The following is a 19125-nucleotide window of genomic DNA, read 5'->3' on the forward strand; positions in this document are numbered from 1 at the left end:
TCCACAAGAGACCAGCGGTCCGTAAAAGAGGAGCATGACCATGACCAAGAAGTGGACCGAGCGCGACGTCCCCGACCAGAAGGGCCGGGTGGCGGTCGTGACCGGCGCCAACACAGGCCTGGGCTTCGAGACCGCACGGGTCCTCGCGGAACGCGGGGCGACGGTGGTACTGGCTGTGCGCGACGTCGAGAAGGGCAAGCAGGCCGCCGCCCGCATGTCCGGCACCGTCAGCGTGCAGGCACTGGACCTGACGTCCCTGGAGTCCGTCCGCGACGCCGCGGCAGAACTGCACGACAAGCACGCTTCGATCGACCTGCTGATCAACAATGCCGGCGTGATGCAACCGCCGAAGCAGACCACGCGAGACGGGTTCGAGCTGCAGTTCGGCGCCAACCACCTCGGACACTTCGCATTCACAGGCCTGATGCTGGACCTGCTACTGCCCGTGCCAGGCTCTCGGGTCGTTACCGTCAGCAGCATCGCCCACCGCTGGCGAGGCGCCGCGATCCACTTCGACGACCTGCAGTGGGACCGGTCCTACAACCGGACCGCGGCGTACGGGCAGTCCAAGCTCGCGAACCTCCTGTTCACCTACGAACTGCAACGCCGCCTCGCACCGCACGGCACCACAATCGCCGTCGCCGCACACCCCGGCATCGCCAACACCGAGCTCGTTCGCCACGCTCCCGCCGCCCTGCGCTTCCTCGCACCGATAGTGGGCCCCTTGGTCAGCCAAAACGCCGCCAACGGCGCCCTACCCAGCCTGCGCGCCGCCACCGACCCAGCCGTCCTCGGCGGCCAGTACTACGGCCCTGGCGGCCTGGGCGAATTGCGCGGCAACCCCCGCGTGGTCTCCTCCAGCCCGCAATCCCACGACAAAACCACCCAGCAACGCCTCTGGACCATCTCCGAGGACCTAACCGGCGTGAACTATCCCCAGCCACAGCCAGACCCAATCGAGCGAATCAAGTAGCCAACGCGTCAAGCGCAACACGTCCGAGTACGACGCCCCACGCGCCCGCCACCTACGCTCCTACGTCGCTCCGGTTCTGGGACGCTCCCACCCGCCCTGGGCTTGACGCTCCTACGTCGCGCGACCAGCGACTACCTCACGCCGGCCAGACCCGTTCTCGGGCAACTCGCCCATGCCGTCTTGGTCGCCCGCCGAACAACCCGCGACGGCACGGAGTACAGGCAGCTTGTTGCTTCAGAGCGCTCGTAGGGCATCTTCGAACTCGGCCACCAGGTCTTCGTTGGGGAAGCGTTGGCGTAGTTCCTGGTCGAGTTCTCCGGCGATCATCTGAAGGTGCAACTTGCTCTGGCGATCCCACTTGGCGGGATCGACCTTGAAGTGGTTGTCAGGCCGGTCGGGATACGGCAGGTGTTCAAGAATCTCCTTGCCGCTTTCAAGCAGCGTGTGCAGACCGGACTCGCCGAGACGTGCCTTTGCATTGGCCTCCTGGGCGACGAGCTGAACATGCACGCTGCTGCAGGGTGCCACGGTCTGCCCGCGCGGGCCGCATCGACAGCCTGCGGGAAGCGAGCACGGCCCAGGCCTCAAGCGAGCCTGTCTCCGGGGACCGCGAGCCCGGACGTTCCCCAACGTCAACCATCTCCCGCAGTCGATTGAGGACAACGGCTTAGTGTTCGTCTAAACGCTGTCAATTGCCTACGTTCGGTACAACGACGGTCTTAAGGATGCGATAAAGTTCATCGCAATTCTTGCCTGACGCCTTCAGTTCTCCCTTGACGTTGTCAAGGGTGAACCTAACGTTGAGTCGTGACTTTAGACTGGGAGACCCGATTGCGTATGACGAGTGCCTGTAGGTAAGGTATGTGACCGCATTCCGCGACCTAGCCATGTCAAAATGGTCGTCGAACATGAAATTATGCGCTTCCGCCCAAACGTTCTCATAAAAGAACCACAAGCTCTCAATGAGTCGCTGCCCATCGTCTCCCGAAGTCTCGCTAATGAAGGTCTCGCGTAGGCTCTCCGGCGGTAGCATATCGTCATAGAAGTCGCGCACTTCGTTTACCCGCTGACGGATAGTATGCGTAGCTTCGAAGCGTTCCAGATAGCTGCCGATTATCTCGACGCTAGCGTTGTGACTCGTGGTCATTTACTTCCCCTCCGATCCCTAATCTCCATGATCATACCCTCCACATAGTGCAGAATGTGACCTAGGTAGTTAGGAATAAAGTCTGAATGCTTGTGATCCCACTGCCATTTTGCGTCCGAGTCGGGCGCTACGCTTCGTCTTGAAGCATAGCCCTCGTGCGTGAGCTTTCTAATAGAGTCCTGCAGTTGCGTTGTGATCTGAATTTCATGACTGATATCTACGGTCGACGTGCTCCAGTTCGGCTCAGGTATGACGACAGGCATTGTCACGTAGACGTGTGCTGCATAGTAGCCCTCTTCTCTGGCCTCGAAGTCGACACGATGTGCCAAGCCTTCAGAATCGCAGAGACGTCCGATTTCATCCGCAACAAATTGCACGCCATCAAGATATTTAACAACGATCGTTGTCCGCACGAGATCATTCACAGTTCCGTATAAGGTCTGTTGATCGATCCATCCACCCTTCGGAGCGGCAGGCCAACTTTGGTTCAGCAATACGTTCTTGCGATATGCCTTATCCAGTACCGAGTCGAATGTTTTTCCAACCCATTTCGGTGGATCGACAGTTGTGAATAGAACGAATCCGTCGCTTGCTACGTAGTACTCATCGCCAAGCTCGCGCATATGTGCAACAAACTTCTGCCAAAGAGTGGAGTTGTTCGCTGACAACAATGCCTGATTGATGCTGGAATCGTACCGAGTGCGAGCCGACTGAAGCGGCTCGGTCGGAACGCGCTCGACCAACCATTCTTTGAACTGCTCGAAGCTTAACGGCGCCGCCATAGATTTCCATTCCCCCACGTGTCTTACATTTCGCGCACATAAAGTTCGACCCCAGCCGCTCATCCCCTGTCGGACAACCTTGGACGAAGGGCTGCATATCCGTCAAGGTCCCTGTGGACTGGCCCAGTCACAGCGGCACCAGACGGGCTCCTGTTCGAACTCCCCTCCCAGTCGTCCGCGACGGCGTTCCCGGAGTCTCAATGTGGTCTCGCTCGCGACCGTTCCGGGCCGTTCGCGAGCATCGCGGTTTAACCGAATCACGCTCCAGAGGAATCTCGAACACCGCTGAATCCCACATCGCAGCTTTGGAGAGTGTGCGCCCTCCGTCGAGTTTGGTACTCCCCGCCTTCTCGGTTCGCGTCGGGAGCCATGGGGTTCCGGGTGCGACGGTGGTGCTGGCGGACTCGGGTTCGCTAGGCGTGAGGTTGTCGGATCGCGCGACGTAGGAGCGCCAGAACCACGGGTGGGTGGGAGCGTCCCAGAACCGGAGCGACGGAGGAGCGTAGGTGGCGGGCGCGTGGGCGTAGTACGCGCGGCAGGTGTTAGTGGTGGCCGGTGATTTTTGCGTAGTAGGCGCGGGCGTCCTGGGTGCGGCCGGCGCCCAGTACGCGAAGGGCTTCTGCCAGGTCCGGGTACTGGTCGGCCAGCAAGTCGGCCGCGCCCTCGATCTCGCTGGCGGAGGCGACGTCTCGTAGTACCGACTGGATTGCCGCTACCGGATCGCTCGAGACGGCCGGAGCCGCGGGGGTCTGTACGGCGTGGTCGACGGTGAGGGTGGTCCGCTGCGATCCGCGGATCTCCTCGAGTCTGCGCTCCCGCTCCGCCGGCGACAGGTTGCTCCACCCCGGCTGGCTCGCTGTCGCCTCCAGTTCGAGGAGCCGCGTCAGCACGGCCGGGTTGCTGATCTTGGCGCGTTGGCCGGACATCAGCTGTGACAGCATCGGCGCGGACAGGCCGAGTACGCCGGCGAGCTGGACCTGGGTGTAGCCGAGCTCATCGAGCAGCCGCCGAAAGCGGTCGCCCAGCGGTTCGCCGTACCACTCGTACTGGAGCTTGCGGTTCCGGTCGTAGAGATCGGTCACGGACGACTCCGGATTGCGGTTTGCAAATTGCAAATGCAAACGGTAAGTTTCTGCACGTTCGCCCCTCGATGCCTCTGGAGACGCCATGATACGCCGCCTGGCCGCACTGGCTGCACTACCCGCCCTGACCGTGACGTTCGCGTTCGGAAATGCCTCGGCGGCCGCTGCCGAAGGGGAGCTGTCGCCCGTGATGGTGGTGCTGGACTCCTCGGGCTCGATGACGGCCAGGGACGCCGGCGGCAGCGGGACCAGGATGGATGCCGCCAAGCGAGCCGTCTCCTCGATGGTCGACGGGTTGCCTCCGCAGGCTCCGGTCGGGCTGGCGATCTACGGCGCCGGGACCGGTTCGAGCGGCGCCGAGAAGGCCGCGGGGTGCAAGGATGTCCGAGTCGTCCAGCCGGTCAAGACGGTCGACAAGCCGGCGCTCAAGGGCGCGGTGGCCGCGACGAAGGCCAGCGGCTATACGCCGATCGGCCACTCGCTGCGAGTCGCGGCCGCCCAGCTTCCGAAGGAGGGGCAGCGCTCGATCGTGCTGGTCTCCGACGGTGAGGACACCTGCGCGCCGCCGCAACCGTGCGAGGTGGCAAAGGAGCTCCACAAGCAGGGCGTCGACCTGCACGTCCACGCGATCGGCTTCCGGGTCGACGCCAAGGCGCGGGCACAACTCGCCTGTATCGCGCAGAGCACCGGCGGGACCTATCACGACGCGGCCGACGCCAACTCGCTGCTCGGCGTACTGGGCCGGGTGACCGACCGCGCGCTCCGGCACTACGAGCCGACGGGGCTGCCGATCACCGGGACGGGCGATCCGTTCACCGCGCCGACGATGACGCCCGGCCAGTACCTCGACACCCTGGACCCGGTCGAGGAACGCTTCTACGCGGCCGAGTTGAAGGCCGGCGAGACCGCGTACTTCGCGGCGACGGCGGTCTTCCCGCGGGGCAATCCGCGCGGGCTCGAGGTCCTGGACGTCAAGATCACCGGACCCGGCGGGGCGGACTGCAACCGGTCCGACCGTGAGCTGCACACCCGGGCCAACGATGACGGCGGTGCCCTGACCACCGTCCTCAAGTGGAACGGGACGGTTCCGGGGTCGTCGAAGCCCAAGGGCTGCTCCGTGCCCGGCAAGTACGTCTTCCGGGTCACCCGGGACGCCAAGGAGGGCACCGACCGGGTGCCGATGGAGCTGCAACTGCGGATCGAGCCGCCGGTGACAGGCAGCCTCGGTGAGCCCGCGCAGACCGGCCTGGTCAGCTTCGCGCAGGAACCGGCCGGCGGCGTGCGCCCGGTTCGCGGTGGCGGTTCGTTCAACGAGGCGACCACGCTGCCGGGCTCCGGCCGCTACGGCGAGACGATCTACAACGGCGAGTGGCTGTACTACCGCGTCAAGCTCGACTGGGGTCAGGGCCTCGCGTACCGGGTCACCTACGGCGCCGTACCGAATGCCGCGACGACCAACATCCGCACCGGCCTGTTCAGCCCGGTCCGCTCGGAGATGAAGTCCGACACGACGGCCTACACCGGCTCGACGAGCATCCTGCCGTCGAGCGGCAAGCCGCTCGCCACCCCGCGAGTCGTCTACCTCAACCGCAATGCCGGCGAACCGCTGATGCGCGCGGCGAGTGTCGATGGTTGGTACTACCTCGTGGTCAAGCTCGGCGCCCCGTCCGGCAGCAGCCAGCCGGGCGGCGTACCGGTGACGATCGACCTGGCGGTCGCAGGCGAGAAGGCCGCCGCTCCGGAGTACGGCACATCGGGTGAGACCCCGACGACTCCTACCCCGACCCCGACCTCTTCGCCGTCGGCCAGCCAGAGCGAGCCGACCCCCTCCAACCCCGCCACGCCGGCGGGGCAGGGCTCGGGCGGCGACACCACGCCGATCGCCGACGAGACGTCGTCCTCGCTGCTCCTGTGGATCCTCCTCGGCGCCGTCGTCCTTGCGGTGATGGTCGCCGCCGCAGTCATCCTGGTACTACGCAACCGCAAGCCCCCGGCGCCCCCGACGTACCCAACCCACCCGAACGGCCCGGGCCAAGGTTGGAACAGGCCGTGACGTCGGTGAGCTAGGGCTGGGCTAGACCCTGACCCACCGGTACGACGAAGCCTGCTGACGGCACACGACCCGTGTGCCGTCAGTTGTCGTCTCCACGCTCCCAGCCTCCTGCCATCCACAGGCCCCACCCAGCTTCACCCCGGCATTGGGCAACGGCGTAACACCTCCGGTACGAACCGGCCCTGACGAGACCCCGGCCGTGGGCTCCGACGATTGCCCGCCCGTAGGCTCCGACGACTGTCCACCCGAGGGCCCACTCGACGACGCCGACGCTTGGCCACCCGAGGGACTGACTGACCGCCCCGGCGACTTCCCATCCGGCCCTCCGTCCAGAGCCATCGCCCCCACCACCGCGGCCGCCACAACCCCTGCCGCACCGACCCCACCCACCAGAACCCTCCACCGCTTCCCCCGCGCCAACCCACGCCCGCTCGTCTCGCCCGCCGCTCCCGACTCAGCCGACCGGCCAACCCAAGCCGCGCCACCCGACCCGGCCGCTGTTCCCGAGCCAGCCGCCGCTCTTGAGCGAGCCGCTGTTCCTGAGCCAGGCGCTGTCCCCGAGCCAGCTTCTGCCGCCGGACCGGCCGGCTGGCTGGCCTGCGCAGTCGGCAGCGGCGCACTCGACGGGCTCGTGTTGGGCGTCTGGTTCGACTCAGAAGGTTGGACCGACCCGGCAGGTCGACCGGGGTGGGCCGTGGAGATGCGCCCGCTGGATTGAGCCGACCGGGCGGGCTCGGCCGATTGGGTGCGCCCATTTGAACCCGGCCGGGCGGACTCGGCCGATTGAGTGCGGCCGTTGGAACCTACCCGGGAGGGCTCGACCGAGTCGGGCGATGGGCTCGGGGCGGATTGTGGGCTCTGCGGAGGTGTCGGGTGCGGCGTGGGTGGGGAGCTCGGGGCGCTCGAGGTGGATTCTTGGGTCGGGCTTTTCTCCGGGGTCTGCTCCGGCGTTGGAGTCGCCTGAGGTGCGTTGGTCGACTGCCGTGTGGCGAGCGCGGCGTACGGGGCTGGGAGAGGTGGGAGATGGTCGAAGACCTCGATGGGTTCTCCGTCGGGGGTGGAGGCAGGGAGCTCCAGAGGTTGCGCCAGGACAGGTGCCAGTGCTGCCAAGGCGTCCTCGGCAGAGGGGGTTCGGGACCCCGTGTCGGGGTGCATGAGGTCTTCGACGACCTGCCAGAGAATGCCCGCGCCAATCGGAGCAGCCGCGCCAACCGCGTCCGCCGGGTCAGCCGCATCCGCGCTTAACGGGCGATGGAGTGGTACGCCGGTAGCGGGCGGCTCTTGGCCAGTTAGGAGTTGCCAGCCCGTGACGCCCACGGCGTACAGGTCTTGGCTGATGGATGGCGGTTGGCCGGCGAGCGCTTCGGGTGCCACGTAGCCCGGCGTACCGACGATCGCGCCGTGCTGGGTGAGACGCGGTTCGCCGAGCGACAAGGCGATGCCGAAATCGCTCAACCGCAGTACGGGACTTCCTGTACCAGTGGCTTCGAGCAACAAGTTCGCGGGTTTGACGTCCCGGTGCACCAACCCCGCGGCGTGCACCTGACCAAGCGCGCCGAGCAATTGCGCCAACAGTTCCGCCGCATACCGCTCCGGCAGCGCCCCGAAGTCGGCCAGCAAACTGCTCACCGAACCGCCGCCGACCAGATCCATCGCCAGCAAAGCCTGATCGTCCTCAGCCGCCCAGCTGTACGGACTCAACACATGCGGATGATCCAGCCGAAGCCCCTGCTCCCGAACAAACCGCAGCAACGCCCCCGCATGCCGCTGCCGAAGCACCTTGGCCGCACAGACCCGCCCCAACCGCCGATCCCAAGCACGCCAAACCAGGCTGTTCCCACCCGACCCCACCGGATCAATCAGCTCAAACCGCCCCGCAAACACATCCGCCACACACCCCTCCTCTCACCGACCCAAGCACCCCGACGATAGAGCCACCCCCGCAGACGGTGGTGAGGTTGGTCCGGCGACCCTCCAGGCTTGTTTGAAGGCCGTTCGACATGCGATCATATTCGCACGTTACGAACGTACGATCGTTTCGTTCGATTCGGAGGCTGTCATGGGTGCTGAGCTGCTCGAGTCGCAGACCTACCTGCCCGAAGAGCAGGAGCAGTTGGCGACGATCGCGAGCTTCCTCGAGGCGCACCACAGCAAGACGGGCGAGCGGCCGGAGCGGCGGTACTTCCTTGCCGGCGCCGAGGAGCACGATCAGATCGAGGTCCCGGAGGCGCTGCACAGGCTGCTGGTACAGGCTGTTGCGGCGCTGAAGGCGGGTAAGGCCATCACGATCTCGCCGACCATGCCGAAGTTGACCACCCAGCAGGCCGCGGATCTTCTCGGGGTCAGTCGGCCGACTGTGGTTCGGCTGATCGACGCCGGAGAACTCGGCTGCGAACGGATCGGCAACCGCCGCAAGGTCTTGCTGAAGGATCTCCTCGAGTACCGCGACGCTCGTCGGCAGCGGCAGTACCAGGCAATCGCCGACACCTCGGTCGACGTGAGTGAGGACGAGGATCTGACGGTGGTGCACGAGAGGCTCAAGCGGATCCGCAAGCAGCGGGCCGAGCAGAGGCGGCGATCCGCCGATCTCTGACAGTATCGACGCGTGTTCGCTGCGCTACTCGATACCTGCGTCCTCTGGCCGAGCCGCCAACGGGACTTCCTGCTCAGCCTTGCGGTCGTGAACCTCTATCGACCGCTGTGGAGCAGCGCGATCCTCGATGAGTTGCATGATCACGAGATCGAGAAACTCGTCGAAAGACACGGCCTCTCCCGGTCTGAGGCAGAAGGTCGGGCCGCGCGGCTCATCGAGCAGATGCGCAGTCATTTCGACGACGCCGAGGTGAGGAACTGGGAGCCCTATGACGGCACCTTCGGTCTCCCGGACCGCGATGACGAGCATGTCGTCGCCGCTGCCGTCGCCGGCCATGCCGGCGCCATCGTCACGGAGAATCTCAAGGACTTTCCGCAGGACAAGATTCCCCCAGGCATCGAGGTCGTCGAGCCCAGTGAGTTCGCTGCGAACACCGTCGCCGTCGTCCCGAACTGGCCCTGGAAGCGACGGTCACTCTGGCTGCGCGGCTCCGCAATCCGAAGGTCTCAGTGGATGACTTCCTCGCCACGCTTCGGGACCGCTACCGGATGGACGAAGCCGTCGATCTGATCAACGAGATCCGGTAGGCCATCGCCACGTGTACCGCGCGATCTGGGTTGCCTTCGGCAACTGGGTGCGGGGGGGGGGTCGACCGATGCGGGTTCAGGCGGTGGGCGTGTGCTGGCCGATGCGGGTTCGGCTGGCGTGAGGCTTTTGTGTTTCGCGCGACGGAGGAGCGACCCACGGGCGGGTGGGAGCGCCCGGAGCGGGGAGCGGTGTAGGAGCGGACGGCGGAGGGTGCGTGGGGGGATTACCTGACGAGGTGTAGGTGGATGTTGGCTACTGCGATCTCCGCGCGTTGGCCCCAGGTCAGGGTGAGGGTGTCGGATTCTATGCCGTCGCCGAAGATGACCAGGTCGGCTTCGGCGGTGATGGTCAGGTGGTCGGTGGCGGTGAGGAGGCCTTCGGTGTTGCTGGTGCCGGTGGCGGGGGAGGGCCAGGCTTCTCGGACGAACCAGCAGAGGGTTGGGTCGGTCGGGGGGGGAGTCGGAGGGGGCTGTGGCGTTCTTGCCAGGCTGAGCGGCACCAGCCGGTGGCGCCTGTTCCGGTGCCGACGAGAAGGCCTGATGAGGACTGCCGCTCCTCCAGGCCCTCCGGTGACGCCAACCGGTAGCGGGCTGACTGGTGGGTGCGGTGGCCGATGTAGAGCTCGTTCAAGGCGAGCAGGCGTTGGCCGTCGTCGGTGGTGGCGGCGACCATGGTTCGTTCTTCGACGTCGCGCCGAACCAGCAGGTCCGGTACTGCGGCCGGCTCGTGCGGCACCAGCACGCCGGGGTTCCAGCCGGGTTCCGGGTTGACACCGATGACCGGTTGGCCGTCCAGATACTTCGCTACGTTCGCGACCAGCCCGTCCTGGCCGACCGCGATCACCACATCCTCGGGACCGAAGACGAACCGGTCGAGGTCGTTGCGTTCGGCAACGGCTCGGCGCCAGTCGAGGGGGATCGCGGCGGACACCGTGGCGAGGGCTTCCTGCTGGGCCTGGTGCCGGGCGTCCAGGGCCGCCAGGTCGCGACCCCGGCTGGTCAGGAAGAAGCCCGCTTGCTGCCGCGTGCCGTGCCGGGCGACCAGCTCGGTGAGTTCGGTCGCCCGGTGCACCACGACTGCCCGAGGAGGCAGGCTCATACCGAGCCACCCGAACGCGAAGCCCTCGAACCCGAAGCCCCCGAACCCGAGGCCGCAGTACCGGCCGCCGCAGAACCCGAAGCAGAACCCGAAGCAGAACCCGAAGCGGAGCCCGAAGCAGAAGAGCCCGAGGTCAGCTTGGTCAGCAGCGGCGTCAGCAGATCCGGCGTCAGGTTGAGCGTGCCGATGTCCGGCAACGCCCCCTGCTTGATCGCCATCGCCAGAATCATCCCCTGGTCAAGCTCCGCATAGGCATCCAGCAAAGCCTTTTCAGCAGCGGCCTCAGCCGCACCCAGCACACGTTTCGCATCAGCATCAGCCTCCGCCAGCAACCGCCGCCGCCCAGCCGAAGCCTCAGTCTCGATCCGACCGGCCGCAGCCGCCTCGGTCGCGCGCTGGCGCTCGTTCTGACCCTTCTGGGTCACCAGTTGCTCCTCGCGCCGAGCCAGCTCGATCTGGTTCTGCAGCTCGTTCTCCGCGATCGACCGCTCCCGCTCGACCGCCATCGCGCGCCGCTCGTACGTCGCCTTGTCGGCCGCCTGCTGCACCATCTCGCGAGTGGGAGTCTGCAGTGCTCGCTCGACATCGCTCTCAGCCCGTACTGCGACCACGCGCACATCCTCGACGCCGATCCCGAGCCCTGTGAGCCGCTGGTCGTCCCGCAACCCACTGCTCATCGCCAGCCGCAGCGAAGCCATCCCCTCGGACAAAGCCTGCGTGAGCGATAGGCCGGCCAGCAGATCCAAAGCTGTCTGCTGAGCAAGCTCGGTCAGCAATCCACCAAGCTGCTCCAGCGGAGTCGCGCGCCAAAGCCCTGTATCGGGGTCGATCCCGAAGTCGAGCCGGGTCGACGCGAGCGCCGGGTCGGTCACCCGGTACGTGACGGTCGCCTGGACGACCACGTCCTGGAAGTCCAGCGTCCGCCCGTGGAACAGCAGCGGCTGCTCGCGATCGTCGATCGGCACCTCGCTCAGCGACGAGTTCAGGGCCCGGAACCAGAACGCCTGTCCCGCCCCGTCGTGCGCCAGCTTGCCGTTGCGCAGGTGCCGCACGTGCGTCGTCGGGTTCGCCCGCAGGTGGCTGATGAAACGGAACCGGGTGATGTCTGCCATCGAACTCTCCTGTCGTCACCACCGGCACATCCGGTGGCCCTCACGATTTATCGTCACTATGACGATAATGGTTCGAATGGCTTTTCGTCAAGATGACGATTAGAGTCGGTCGGCATGGACTACGAGCCACTCGGGGTAGCCGCCGACCTCGTCATCCTGACCGTCCGCGACGGCTCCCTGCAGGTGCTCCTGATCCGCCGCGGCATCGCGCCGTACCGGGGCCGGTGGGCGTTGCCGGGCGGGTTCGTACGGCCCACGGAGGACCTCGCGGAGACAGCGCGCCGTGAGCTCGCCGAGGAGACCGGCCTCAACTCCGAGCGGATCCATCTCGAGCAGATCGCCACGTACGGCGAACCGGGCCGCGACCCGCGGGGCCGGGTGATCAGCGTTGCGTACCTCGCCCTGGTGCCCGACCTGCCGACGCCGGTGGCCGGTACGGATGCCGCGTCGGCGTCATGGGTGACGGTGGCGGAGGTGCTCGACGATCCGGAGCGGCTCGCGTTCGACCATCACCGGATCCTCACCGACGCTGTCGAGCGGGCGCGAGCCAAGCTGGAGTACTCGCCCCTCGCCGCCGCGTTCTGCCCGGACGAGTTCACGATCTCTGAGCTGCGCGGGGTCTACGAGGCGGTTTGGGGAGTCCAGCTGGATCCGCGCAATTTCCACCGCAAAGCCACCAAGACCGACGGTTTCGTCGTCCCCGTCGGCTCCACCACGACCCGCGACGGCGGCCGCCCCGCCCAACTCTTCCGCCGCGGCCCGGCCGCCACCCTCCACCCACCCCTCACCCGAGGCTGACCCCAAAGACCCAAAAGCCCAAAGAGCCAAGGATCAAAGCATCAGCGGCTGAGGAGGATCAGTTGCTCGGCGGTGATCAGGTCGGTGTGGGTTCCAGGCGAGCCGCAAGCCCACGCGCCCGCGATAGTGCCGGCCTCGGCAGCTTCGTAGTACGAGCGGCCGTCCAGCCAGGTGGTCAGGAAGGCCGCGACATAAGCGTCGCCGGCGCCGTTGGTGTCGACCACCGGCCGGTTGGGGATCTCCACGGCCGGTAGGTGCACAGGCTCCTCCCCGCGGACGTGCAGGTAGCTGCCCTCGGCGCCGGCCATCGCGACCACGACCTTCGCCCGGCCGCTGACGAAGATCCAGTCGATGGCCTTCTCGCGCAGCTGGCTGGTCGACACGAACACGATGTCGGCGCACTGGGCGAAGTCCCGGTGGTACTCGTTGTCGCCGTCCCAGTCGTGCAGATCGGTCGACAGAGTGCAGTCGGCAGCCAGTACGTCGGGAAGCGCCCGGCGCGCGAAGTCCATGATCGAGACGTGCACGTGTCGCGCCCGTTCGATCCGGCCGCGCCAGAGGTTGGGGTCGACCCGCATCCCCGGTGGATGCCGGCCGTCGTACAGGGAAACGCGGCTCCCATCGGGTGCGACGAGGTTGACGCTTCGCCTGGTCCCACTCGGGTGCAGGGCGACCGCCAGCGGCAGTCCCAGCCGCTCGTACTCCGCGCGGATCCGCCGGCCCTCCGCGTCGTCACCGATCACATCGGCGAGGCCCGCGAGCAGTCCGAGCTGCTGACAGCCGAGCACTACCCCGTGACCCGTGTGGCCGACGTACGTCTCGACAGGCTGAACGTGGATGGTCTCCCGGCCAGGCAACGGCAGGCCGGGGACTCGCACGATCGTGTCGATCCCCACGCCGCCGATCACGAACACGTCCAAGTCCATGCGTCCATCCTCACCGAGCCGGGCAAGCGGCAGGGGTGAAGGGTAGCGATCGGCGTCACCCACCGACACCCCTCAGGCGGAGGCCTCAACAGCTGGTCATCAACCCACCACAGTACGGAGCTGCCGCCGGCAATGCGACCCCTGACTATCGGCAGGTGCACCCGTTGACGATCGGCGGCTGTGCGCCCCGGGTGCCAGGCGGCAGGGTCGAGCCATGGTCACCAGAAGAACCCTCTTCGGCGCCACCGCAGCCGCCGCGCTCACCCCGTTCCTGCCCACACCAACCGCCACAGCCAGCCCCACCGCTCCGGCCAAGCCGACCGCCACCCGGATCGCCGGAGCCCGTCGCGGGCCGGTGCCGCTCAGGTTCCCGCGCCCGACCGGCCCTCACCCCGTCGGCACCACCGAGCTCCACCTGATCGACCCCCGTCGCGACGACCCCTACGTCCCCGGCCGCCCCCGCGAACTGATGATCAGCCTCTGGTACCCATCCACCAGCGACAAGGCCCCGCGAGCCCCGTACCTCCCGCCCCTCACCGCCAACTTGTACGCCGAGGGCGCAGCGGTCGCGCTACAGCAACCTGTCGGCACCGTCGACTGGGTGGGCGCGCGCAACCACGCAGGCCTCTCATCCCCAGTACTCCCCGGGCGCCGGCCGGTTGTCGTCTTCTCCCCGGGTTTCGGCGTACCGCGCGGACTCGGGTCGATCATGGTCGCCGAGCTGGCGAGTCGCGGCTATGTCGTCGTCACGGTGGACCACACGTACGAGGCTGCCGGTGTGGAGTTCCCTGGCGGACGGCTCGCAGTACAGACGTTGCCGCAAGGGTCGTATGCCCTGCTGGCCAGGGAAGCGCGGGTTGCCGACGTACGGTTCGTGCTGGATGAGCTGTATCGCCTGCAGCGTGGGCAGAACCCGGACGCGGCGCAACGAAGGCTGCCACGCGGGCTGGGTGACGTGCTCGACCTGACCCGGATCGGTGCCTTCGGGCACTCGGCCGGTGGGATCACCTCGGCCGACGTGATGGACGTCGATCGCCGGGTGAAGGCCGGGATCGACATGGACGGGACGCTCGCCTACGGCTACCCCAACCCGGCCGACTCGCCGACCGTTGCCCACGGCACGCAGCGGCCGTTCCTGTTGTTGGGTGCGGGCGGCACGGGTCCCGACGGCGGCCCGCTGACGCACCGGACCGACCCGTCCTGGGGTCTGTTCTGGGACAACTCGAGCGGCTGGAAGCGGGATCTCAACGTGCCGAACGGTCAGCACTACACGTTCGTCGACCACCAGGCGCTGATCCCGTGGTTCCAGCGGTTCTTCACGGTGCCGCCCGAGCTGATCGCGAACACCATCGGCACAGTCGACCCGGACCGGATCCTGCGATCGCTGCGGACCTACATCCCGGCGTTCTTCGACCAGCACCTGCGCGGCCGTCCGAGCGCCTGGCGGGACTCGCCGAGGCACCCGGACGTCAGGTTTGTTCAGTAGCCCGGGAAGACCTTGCGCAGCGTCTCCAAGCTGACCGGACCGGTCAGTTCGAAGGTGCTGGGCGTGTGCTCCGGAGTGAGACGGCCGGTGGTCAGGCGCAGCCACGCTTCGGCGGGGATGTTCAAGGTGCCGTCGGCAGGGCCGTCAGGTGCGAGGTCGATGCTGACGGGATCGTTCAGGTGCAGGGCAAACTCGCTCGCCGGCTCGGTCGTGGTGACCAGCAGTACGGCGTACTGGCCGTCCAAGGCTTCCGGTTTGCTGATCCAGCCGAGGTTGTCGGACCGCCCGAGCAGCTCAGGGACCGCTGCGGTGTCGAGCGTCGCCTCCGGCTCGAACGTGGTGCGGATGTCCCAGGAGTGCAGGGTGAGTTCGCTGAGCCGCATTCGGCCGAACGCCGCCAGGTCCAGGGGCGCGGGGAGGAAGCCCAGGTCGATCCGAAGGCTCTCGCGCTGGCCGGCGTCCAGGGACTCGAGCAGGGAGGTGAAGTTCTCGTTCAGCGAGAGGAAGCCGTCGGCCTGGTCGCGGCGGGGCATCGCGTTCCAGCGGTCCCAGACGGACTGGTTGAAGTTCTCGTCGGGGGCCGGCTCGACCTCCAGAGCGGTCAGGACGCGGGAGCGCATGATCTCGGCGCCGCTGCCCAGGTGGCTCAGGACCTGGGCGATCTCCCATTCGCCGGCAGCCGATCCGCGCGCCAGGTCCTCGTCGTCGAACTTCTTCACCAGGTCCGCGAGCCGGTCATGGCCGGTGCGGAGGGCGGCGATGACGGTGTCGGCGTTGCTCAAGGTGGTTCCTCCAGAAGATGACCCCGTACGGTGCTCTCCTGAAGGAACCAACTCCGGCCCGGTGAAATCCATTCCGCACCGGGCGAAACGGGCTGCTCCTGCTTGCTGCTACTGCTTGATGGGCGCGCCCGTCTTCTCCTGGAGCTCGTCGAAGGTGACGCCCTCGGCCAGCTCGACCAGCTGCAGGCCGTCGTCGGTGACGTCGAGGACGGCGAGGTCGGTGATGATCCGGTTGACCACGCCGCGGCCGGTGTAGGGCAGGTCGCACTCCTGCAGGATCTTGTGCGAACCGTCCTTGGCGACGTGCTCCATCAGCACGATCACCTTCTTGGCACCGTGCACGAGGTCCATCGCGCCGCCCATGCCCTTGACCATCTTGCCGGGGATCATCCAGTTCGACAGGTCACCGGTGGCCGACACCTGCATCGCGCCGAGGATGGCGGCGTCGATCGCGCCGCCGCGGATCATCCCGAACGACAGCGACGAGTCGAAGAACGACGCGCCCGGCATGGTCGTGACGGTCTCCTTGCCGGCGTTGATCAGGTCCGGGTCTTCTTCGCCCTCGACCGGGTACGGGCCGACGCCGAGGATGCCGTTCTCGCTCTGCAGCACGACGGTGACGCCGTCGGGAATGTAGTTCGGTACCAGCGTCGGCAGGCCGATGCCGAGGTTCACGTACGAGCCGTCCTCCAGCTCGGCGGCGGCCCGGGCGGCCATCTGCTCACGGGTGAGTGGCATCTCAGGCCTCCAGCTTCTCGCGCTGGGCCTCGTAGGCCTCGCGGGGTTGCACCGTGCGCTTCTCGATCCGCTTCTCGATGTCTTTGCCAACAGCAACCACTCGCTGGACGTAGACACCGGGCAGGTGGATCTCGTCGGGGTCCAGCTCACCAGGCTGGACCAGCTCCTCGACCTGCGCGATGGTGATCCGGCCGGCCATCGCGGCCAGCGGGTTGAAGTTGCGCGCCGACCGGTCGAAGACCAGGTTGCCGTGGGTGTCGCCCTTGAGCGCGTGCACCAGGCCGAAGTCGGTGGTGATCGAGTGCTCCAGCACGTACGTCGTACCGTTGATCTCCCGCGTCTCCTTCGGCTCCGAGGCCTTCGCGACCGAGCCGTCCGCGTTGTACTTCTGCGGCAGCCCGCCCTCGGCGACCTGGGTGCCGACGCCGGCCAGCGTGAAGAAGGCGGCGATCCCGCAGCCGCCGGCCCGCAGCTTCTCGGCCAGCGTGCCCTGCGGGGTCAGCTCGACCTCCAGCTCGCCGGACAGGAACTGCCGGGCGAACTCCTTGTTCTCCCCGACGTACGACGAGGTCATCTTGGCGATCCGCCGGTCGGCGAGCAGGATGCCCAGGCCCCAGTCGTCCACGCCGCAGTTGTTCGACACGACGCTGAGCCCGCTCACCCCCTTGGCGTGGATCGCGCTGATCAGCTGCATCGGATTGCCGCACAGCCCGAAGCCGCCGACCGCGAGGCTCGCGCCGTCGCCGATGTCGTCGACCGCGGACTGCGGCGAGTCGTACGTCTTGTCCATCTGGCTGCTCCATTGCAGGTCGGTGTGCGCTCGACTCTAACCAGCAGCCAGGAATCCGGCGAGAGTCACCCACTGTGGTCAGAGCCACAAGTCCTGCGGGGTGTCCGCCAAGACCACTCAGCACCCGCCAAAGGTGTGCCGCGCTCCGATTGCGCCGTGCGCCGTTCAGGTGGTGGTCACCGTGAGTTCTGACCGGTGGGTAGGCCTGCTTTGTGGCGCCAGGCGTTGGCTTCGTCCGGCCGGCCCGCAGCGTCGGCGATCGCGGCCAGCTCGCTGAGGATCTCGGTGGTCGCCAGGTCGGCGTCAGCCCAGCCGGTGGGACAGTCGTCCATTGCTTGGATGGCCAGCTTCTCCGCATTCATGAGATCGCCGTCGTACCGGGCTGACCGGGCCAGGCCGATCTGAGCGGCCGCAACGGAGTCTGGGAGGCCGATGCGCCTTGCCCGTACCAGCGCTCGGCCATAGTCCTCGCCTGCTGCCTGCGGCTGCCCCAGCCGCAGACGGAGGTCGCCGCGGCGGCACAACAGCAGTGCGGCCTCCTCGTCGGTACCCAGCTCGTCCGCGATCGACAGCGCCTGGCCGAGCAGGTCGCTGTAGCGGTCAAACCGCCTGGCCGAGGCAGCGAGCTCCGCCAGCCCGTTCAGAGCCAGAGAGACGGCCCACCGGTCACCGATCTCCTGGAAGCTGGTCAGCGCCGAATGGAAGTTCTCTTCCGTCAGCCCGGTGCAGATCTGCAGCACAGCCAGCGTCCAGGGGTCGTTGCTGAGCTCGTTGCGATCCAGTACTTCGGCGACGAACGCCCGCGGAGCAAACGGCCCGAGAACCATCGACCACAACAAGACCGTCACCGGATGCGTGAACGGCCCCTCCAGCTCCCGGACGATGGCGTGCGCCCGCTCAACGCCGTCCACCCGCCCAGAGCTGGCCGCATGCAGTACTGCGAGCAGGTACTCCTCAGCCAGCCCGTCAGGCACCACATCTCCGAGTACTGCGAGCAGCGCCCCCGCCGCCCTGCCCGCCTCGCGTTGCCGGCCGCGCATCCACCAGTACGTCGACAGCCCGGCGACCAGTTCCAGGGCGAGTCGCTGATCGTGGTCAACCGCCCAGCCGATCGCCGTACGAAGGTTGTCCCGCTCCTGATCGAGCAAAGTTGCCCAGCGCAACTGTTCGGGTCCACGCAGCTGCTGGTCGGCCCGGCGTACCAGCTGCAGCAGGTACGCCGCCTGCCGCGCGCGCAGGTCGTCTAGCTCGGCCGAGGTGAGTTGCTCCCCGGCGTACGCGCGGATCGTCTCGGGCATCCGGTAGCGGCCGTCGGTCAGCGTCAGAAGGGAGCGCTCGGTCAGTGTGGTCAGCAGGCGGACCGTGACTGGTTGTGGGAGGTCGAGGACGGCCGCCACTGACTCTGCGGTCGCGCCGCCGGAGAAGATCGCGAGTCGTGCGGCGATGACGCGTTCCACCGGCGGCAGGAGGTGCCAGCTCCAGGCGATCGCCTTCCGCAGACCGCCATCCGTTGCCGTCCCGAGGGCAGTGGCGATGTCGCCCAGCGGGACGTCGACGCGGCCGGACGCGAGCTCGATCGCCAGCGGCAATCCGTCGAGCAGCGCACAGATGCGCTCAACTGCAGGCAGCGTCGCCACGTCCGCCCCATGGCCTCGCTCAGCAAACAACCGCACCGCGGCATCGGAAGCCAACCCCGGTACTGCGAACCGCGTCTCCTCCCGGATCCACAACGCCTTGGTGCTGGTCGCCAGGATTCGTAGCCGTGGGCAACCATCAAGAAGCTCGTCGGCCAGTCGGGCGACCGCATCGACCAAGTGCTCGCAGCTGTCCAGGACCAGCAGCAGCTCGCGGCCGGCCAACGCTTGCACGAGCGACTCGCGCCGCAGGCCGAGCGCGTCGATCACGGCCGTCGGCAGCTCGACCTCCGGCGCCATCGACCCCAGCTCGACGATGCGAACCTCACCCGCGACGGAGGCCGCGACAGCTTTGGCCAGCGCCGTCTTGCCCACGCCACCCGGGCCCACCAGAGTCACGAGGCGACTCACAGCGAGCGCGTCTGCGACCTCCGTCAGCAGCTCGTCGCGGCCAATCAGAGAGGGCTCGCCCGCCCGGCTGAGGGCGGTAGGCCCGAGGTTGGCGAACTCCATATGACTCATTGTCACCTCGCCCCGGCCGGC

The 19125-nt window shown here is 67.2% G+C and carries 17 protein-coding genes; 6 read left to right on the plus strand and 11 right to left on the minus strand.

Annotated features, from left to right (window positions below; all coding sequences use genetic code 11):
• The first annotated feature begins 40 nt into the window (after nt 1-40).
• The gene (locus ACQPYM_RS02415) at nt 41-973 is read left to right on the plus strand and encodes an SDR family NAD(P)-dependent oxidoreductase (protein WP_433014041.1); all 933 of its coding nucleotides are present in this window, start codon (nt 41-43) and stop codon (nt 971-973) included.
• Between the two features lie 234 nt (nt 974-1207).
• Here the strand turns inward: ACQPYM_RS02415 and ACQPYM_RS02420 are convergent, their stop codons facing one another.
• From ACQPYM_RS02420 to ACQPYM_RS02430, 3 genes are all read right to left on the minus strand, one after another.
• Nucleotides 1208-1483, minus strand: coding sequence for a hypothetical protein (locus tag ACQPYM_RS02420; RefSeq protein WP_433014044.1), 276 nt, complete (start codon nt 1481-1483; stop codon nt 1208-1210).
• Between the two features lie 633 nt (nt 1484-2116).
• Nucleotides 2117-2920: a hypothetical protein gene (locus tag ACQPYM_RS02425; RefSeq protein WP_433014047.1), complete on the minus strand. Its 804-nt coding sequence runs from the start codon at nt 2918-2920 to the stop codon at nt 2117-2119.
• A gap of 524 nt (nt 2921-3444) precedes the next feature.
• Nucleotides 3445-3984 carry a helix-turn-helix domain-containing protein gene (locus ACQPYM_RS02430; RefSeq protein ID WP_433014050.1) on the minus strand — a complete coding sequence of 180 codons (540 nt, stop codon included), beginning with the start codon at nt 3982-3984 and terminating at the stop codon, nt 3445-3447.
• A gap of 85 nt (nt 3985-4069) precedes the next feature.
• Between ACQPYM_RS02430 and ACQPYM_RS02435 the strand changes: the two genes are divergently transcribed.
• Nucleotides 4070-6037, plus strand: coding sequence for a vWA domain-containing protein (locus tag ACQPYM_RS02435; protein WP_433014053.1), 1968 nt, complete (start codon nt 4070-4072; stop codon nt 6035-6037).
• Nucleotides 6038-6058: 21 nt separating this feature from the next.
• On the opposite strand, the gene ACQPYM_RS02440 is transcribed toward ACQPYM_RS02435, so the two are convergent.
• Complete coding sequence (locus ACQPYM_RS02440) at nt 6059-7930, minus strand: protein kinase domain-containing protein (protein ID WP_433014056.1); 1872 nt, start codon at nt 7928-7930, stop codon at nt 6059-6061.
• A 166-nt stretch (nt 7931-8096) separates the two neighbouring features.
• Between ACQPYM_RS02440 and ACQPYM_RS02445 the strand changes: the two genes are divergently transcribed.
• Both ACQPYM_RS02445 and ACQPYM_RS02450 read left to right on the plus strand, forming a co-directional pair.
• Nucleotides 8097-8630, plus strand: coding sequence for a helix-turn-helix domain-containing protein (locus ACQPYM_RS02445; RefSeq protein ID WP_433014059.1), 534 nt, complete (start codon nt 8097-8099; stop codon nt 8628-8630).
• 12 nt (nt 8631-8642) lie between these two features.
• Entirely contained in the window at nt 8643-9200 is a 558-nt protein-coding gene (locus ACQPYM_RS02450; RefSeq protein WP_433014062.1) for a PIN domain-containing protein, read from the plus strand.
• A gap of 366 nt (nt 9201-9566) precedes the next feature.
• Here ACQPYM_RS02450 and ACQPYM_RS02455 read toward each other — a convergent pair whose 3' ends face one another.
• Both ACQPYM_RS02455 and ACQPYM_RS02460 read right to left on the minus strand, forming a co-directional pair.
• A complete protein-coding gene (locus tag ACQPYM_RS02455) occupies nt 9567-10316 on the minus strand; it encodes a hypothetical protein (protein ID WP_433014065.1) in 750 nt (249 codons plus the stop codon).
• A complete protein-coding gene (locus ACQPYM_RS02460) occupies nt 10313-11428 on the minus strand; it encodes an SPFH domain-containing protein (RefSeq protein WP_433014068.1) in 1116 nt (371 codons plus the stop codon). The genes ACQPYM_RS02455 and ACQPYM_RS02460 overlap by 4 nt, the downstream gene beginning before the upstream one ends.
• 114 nt (nt 11429-11542) lie before the next feature.
• On the opposite strand from ACQPYM_RS02460, the gene ACQPYM_RS02465 reads away from it, so the two are divergent.
• The gene (locus tag ACQPYM_RS02465; protein ID WP_433014071.1) at nt 11543-12226 is read left to right on the plus strand and encodes an NUDIX hydrolase; all 684 of its coding nucleotides are present in this window, start codon (nt 11543-11545) and stop codon (nt 12224-12226) included.
• Nucleotides 12227-12267: 41 nt separating this feature from the next.
• Here the strand turns inward: ACQPYM_RS02465 and ACQPYM_RS02470 are convergent, their stop codons facing one another.
• Nucleotides 12268-13152 (minus strand): carbohydrate kinase family protein, encoded by an 885-nt coding sequence (locus ACQPYM_RS02470; RefSeq protein ID WP_433014074.1) that lies wholly within the window; start codon nt 13150-13152, stop codon nt 12268-12270.
• A 214-nt stretch (nt 13153-13366) separates the two neighbouring features.
• Here ACQPYM_RS02470 and ACQPYM_RS02475 point away from each other — a divergent pair, with 214 nt between their 5' ends.
• A complete protein-coding gene (locus ACQPYM_RS02475) occupies nt 13367-14638 on the plus strand; it encodes an alpha/beta hydrolase family protein (protein WP_433014077.1) in 1272 nt (423 codons plus the stop codon).
• On the opposite strand, the gene ACQPYM_RS02480 is transcribed toward ACQPYM_RS02475, so the two are convergent.
• The 4 genes from ACQPYM_RS02480 to ACQPYM_RS02495 form a co-directional block, all read right to left on the minus strand.
• Complete coding sequence (locus ACQPYM_RS02480) at nt 14632-15420, minus strand: maleylpyruvate isomerase family mycothiol-dependent enzyme (RefSeq protein ID WP_433014080.1); 789 nt, start codon at nt 15418-15420, stop codon at nt 14632-14634. The two genes, ACQPYM_RS02475 and ACQPYM_RS02480, sit on opposite strands and share 7 nt — an antisense overlap.
• 108 nt (nt 15421-15528) lie before the next feature.
• On the minus strand, nt 15529-16158 hold the full coding sequence (locus ACQPYM_RS02485) for a CoA transferase subunit B (protein ID WP_433014083.1): 630 nt from the start codon (nt 16156-16158) through the stop codon (nt 15529-15531).
• A 1-nt stretch (nt 16159) separates the two neighbouring features.
• Nucleotides 16160-16948, minus strand: coding sequence for a CoA transferase subunit A (locus ACQPYM_RS02490; RefSeq protein WP_433014086.1), 789 nt, complete (start codon nt 16946-16948; stop codon nt 16160-16162).
• Between the two features lie 176 nt (nt 16949-17124).
• Entirely contained in the window at nt 17125-19095 is a 1971-nt protein-coding gene (locus ACQPYM_RS02495) for an ATP-binding protein (RefSeq protein WP_433014089.1), read from the minus strand.
• Nucleotides 19096-19125 lie beyond the last annotated feature (30 nt).

This window comes from Kribbella sp. CA-294648, assembly GCF_050943845.1.
GTDB lineage: Bacteria > Actinomycetota > Actinomycetes > Propionibacteriales > Kribbellaceae > Kribbella.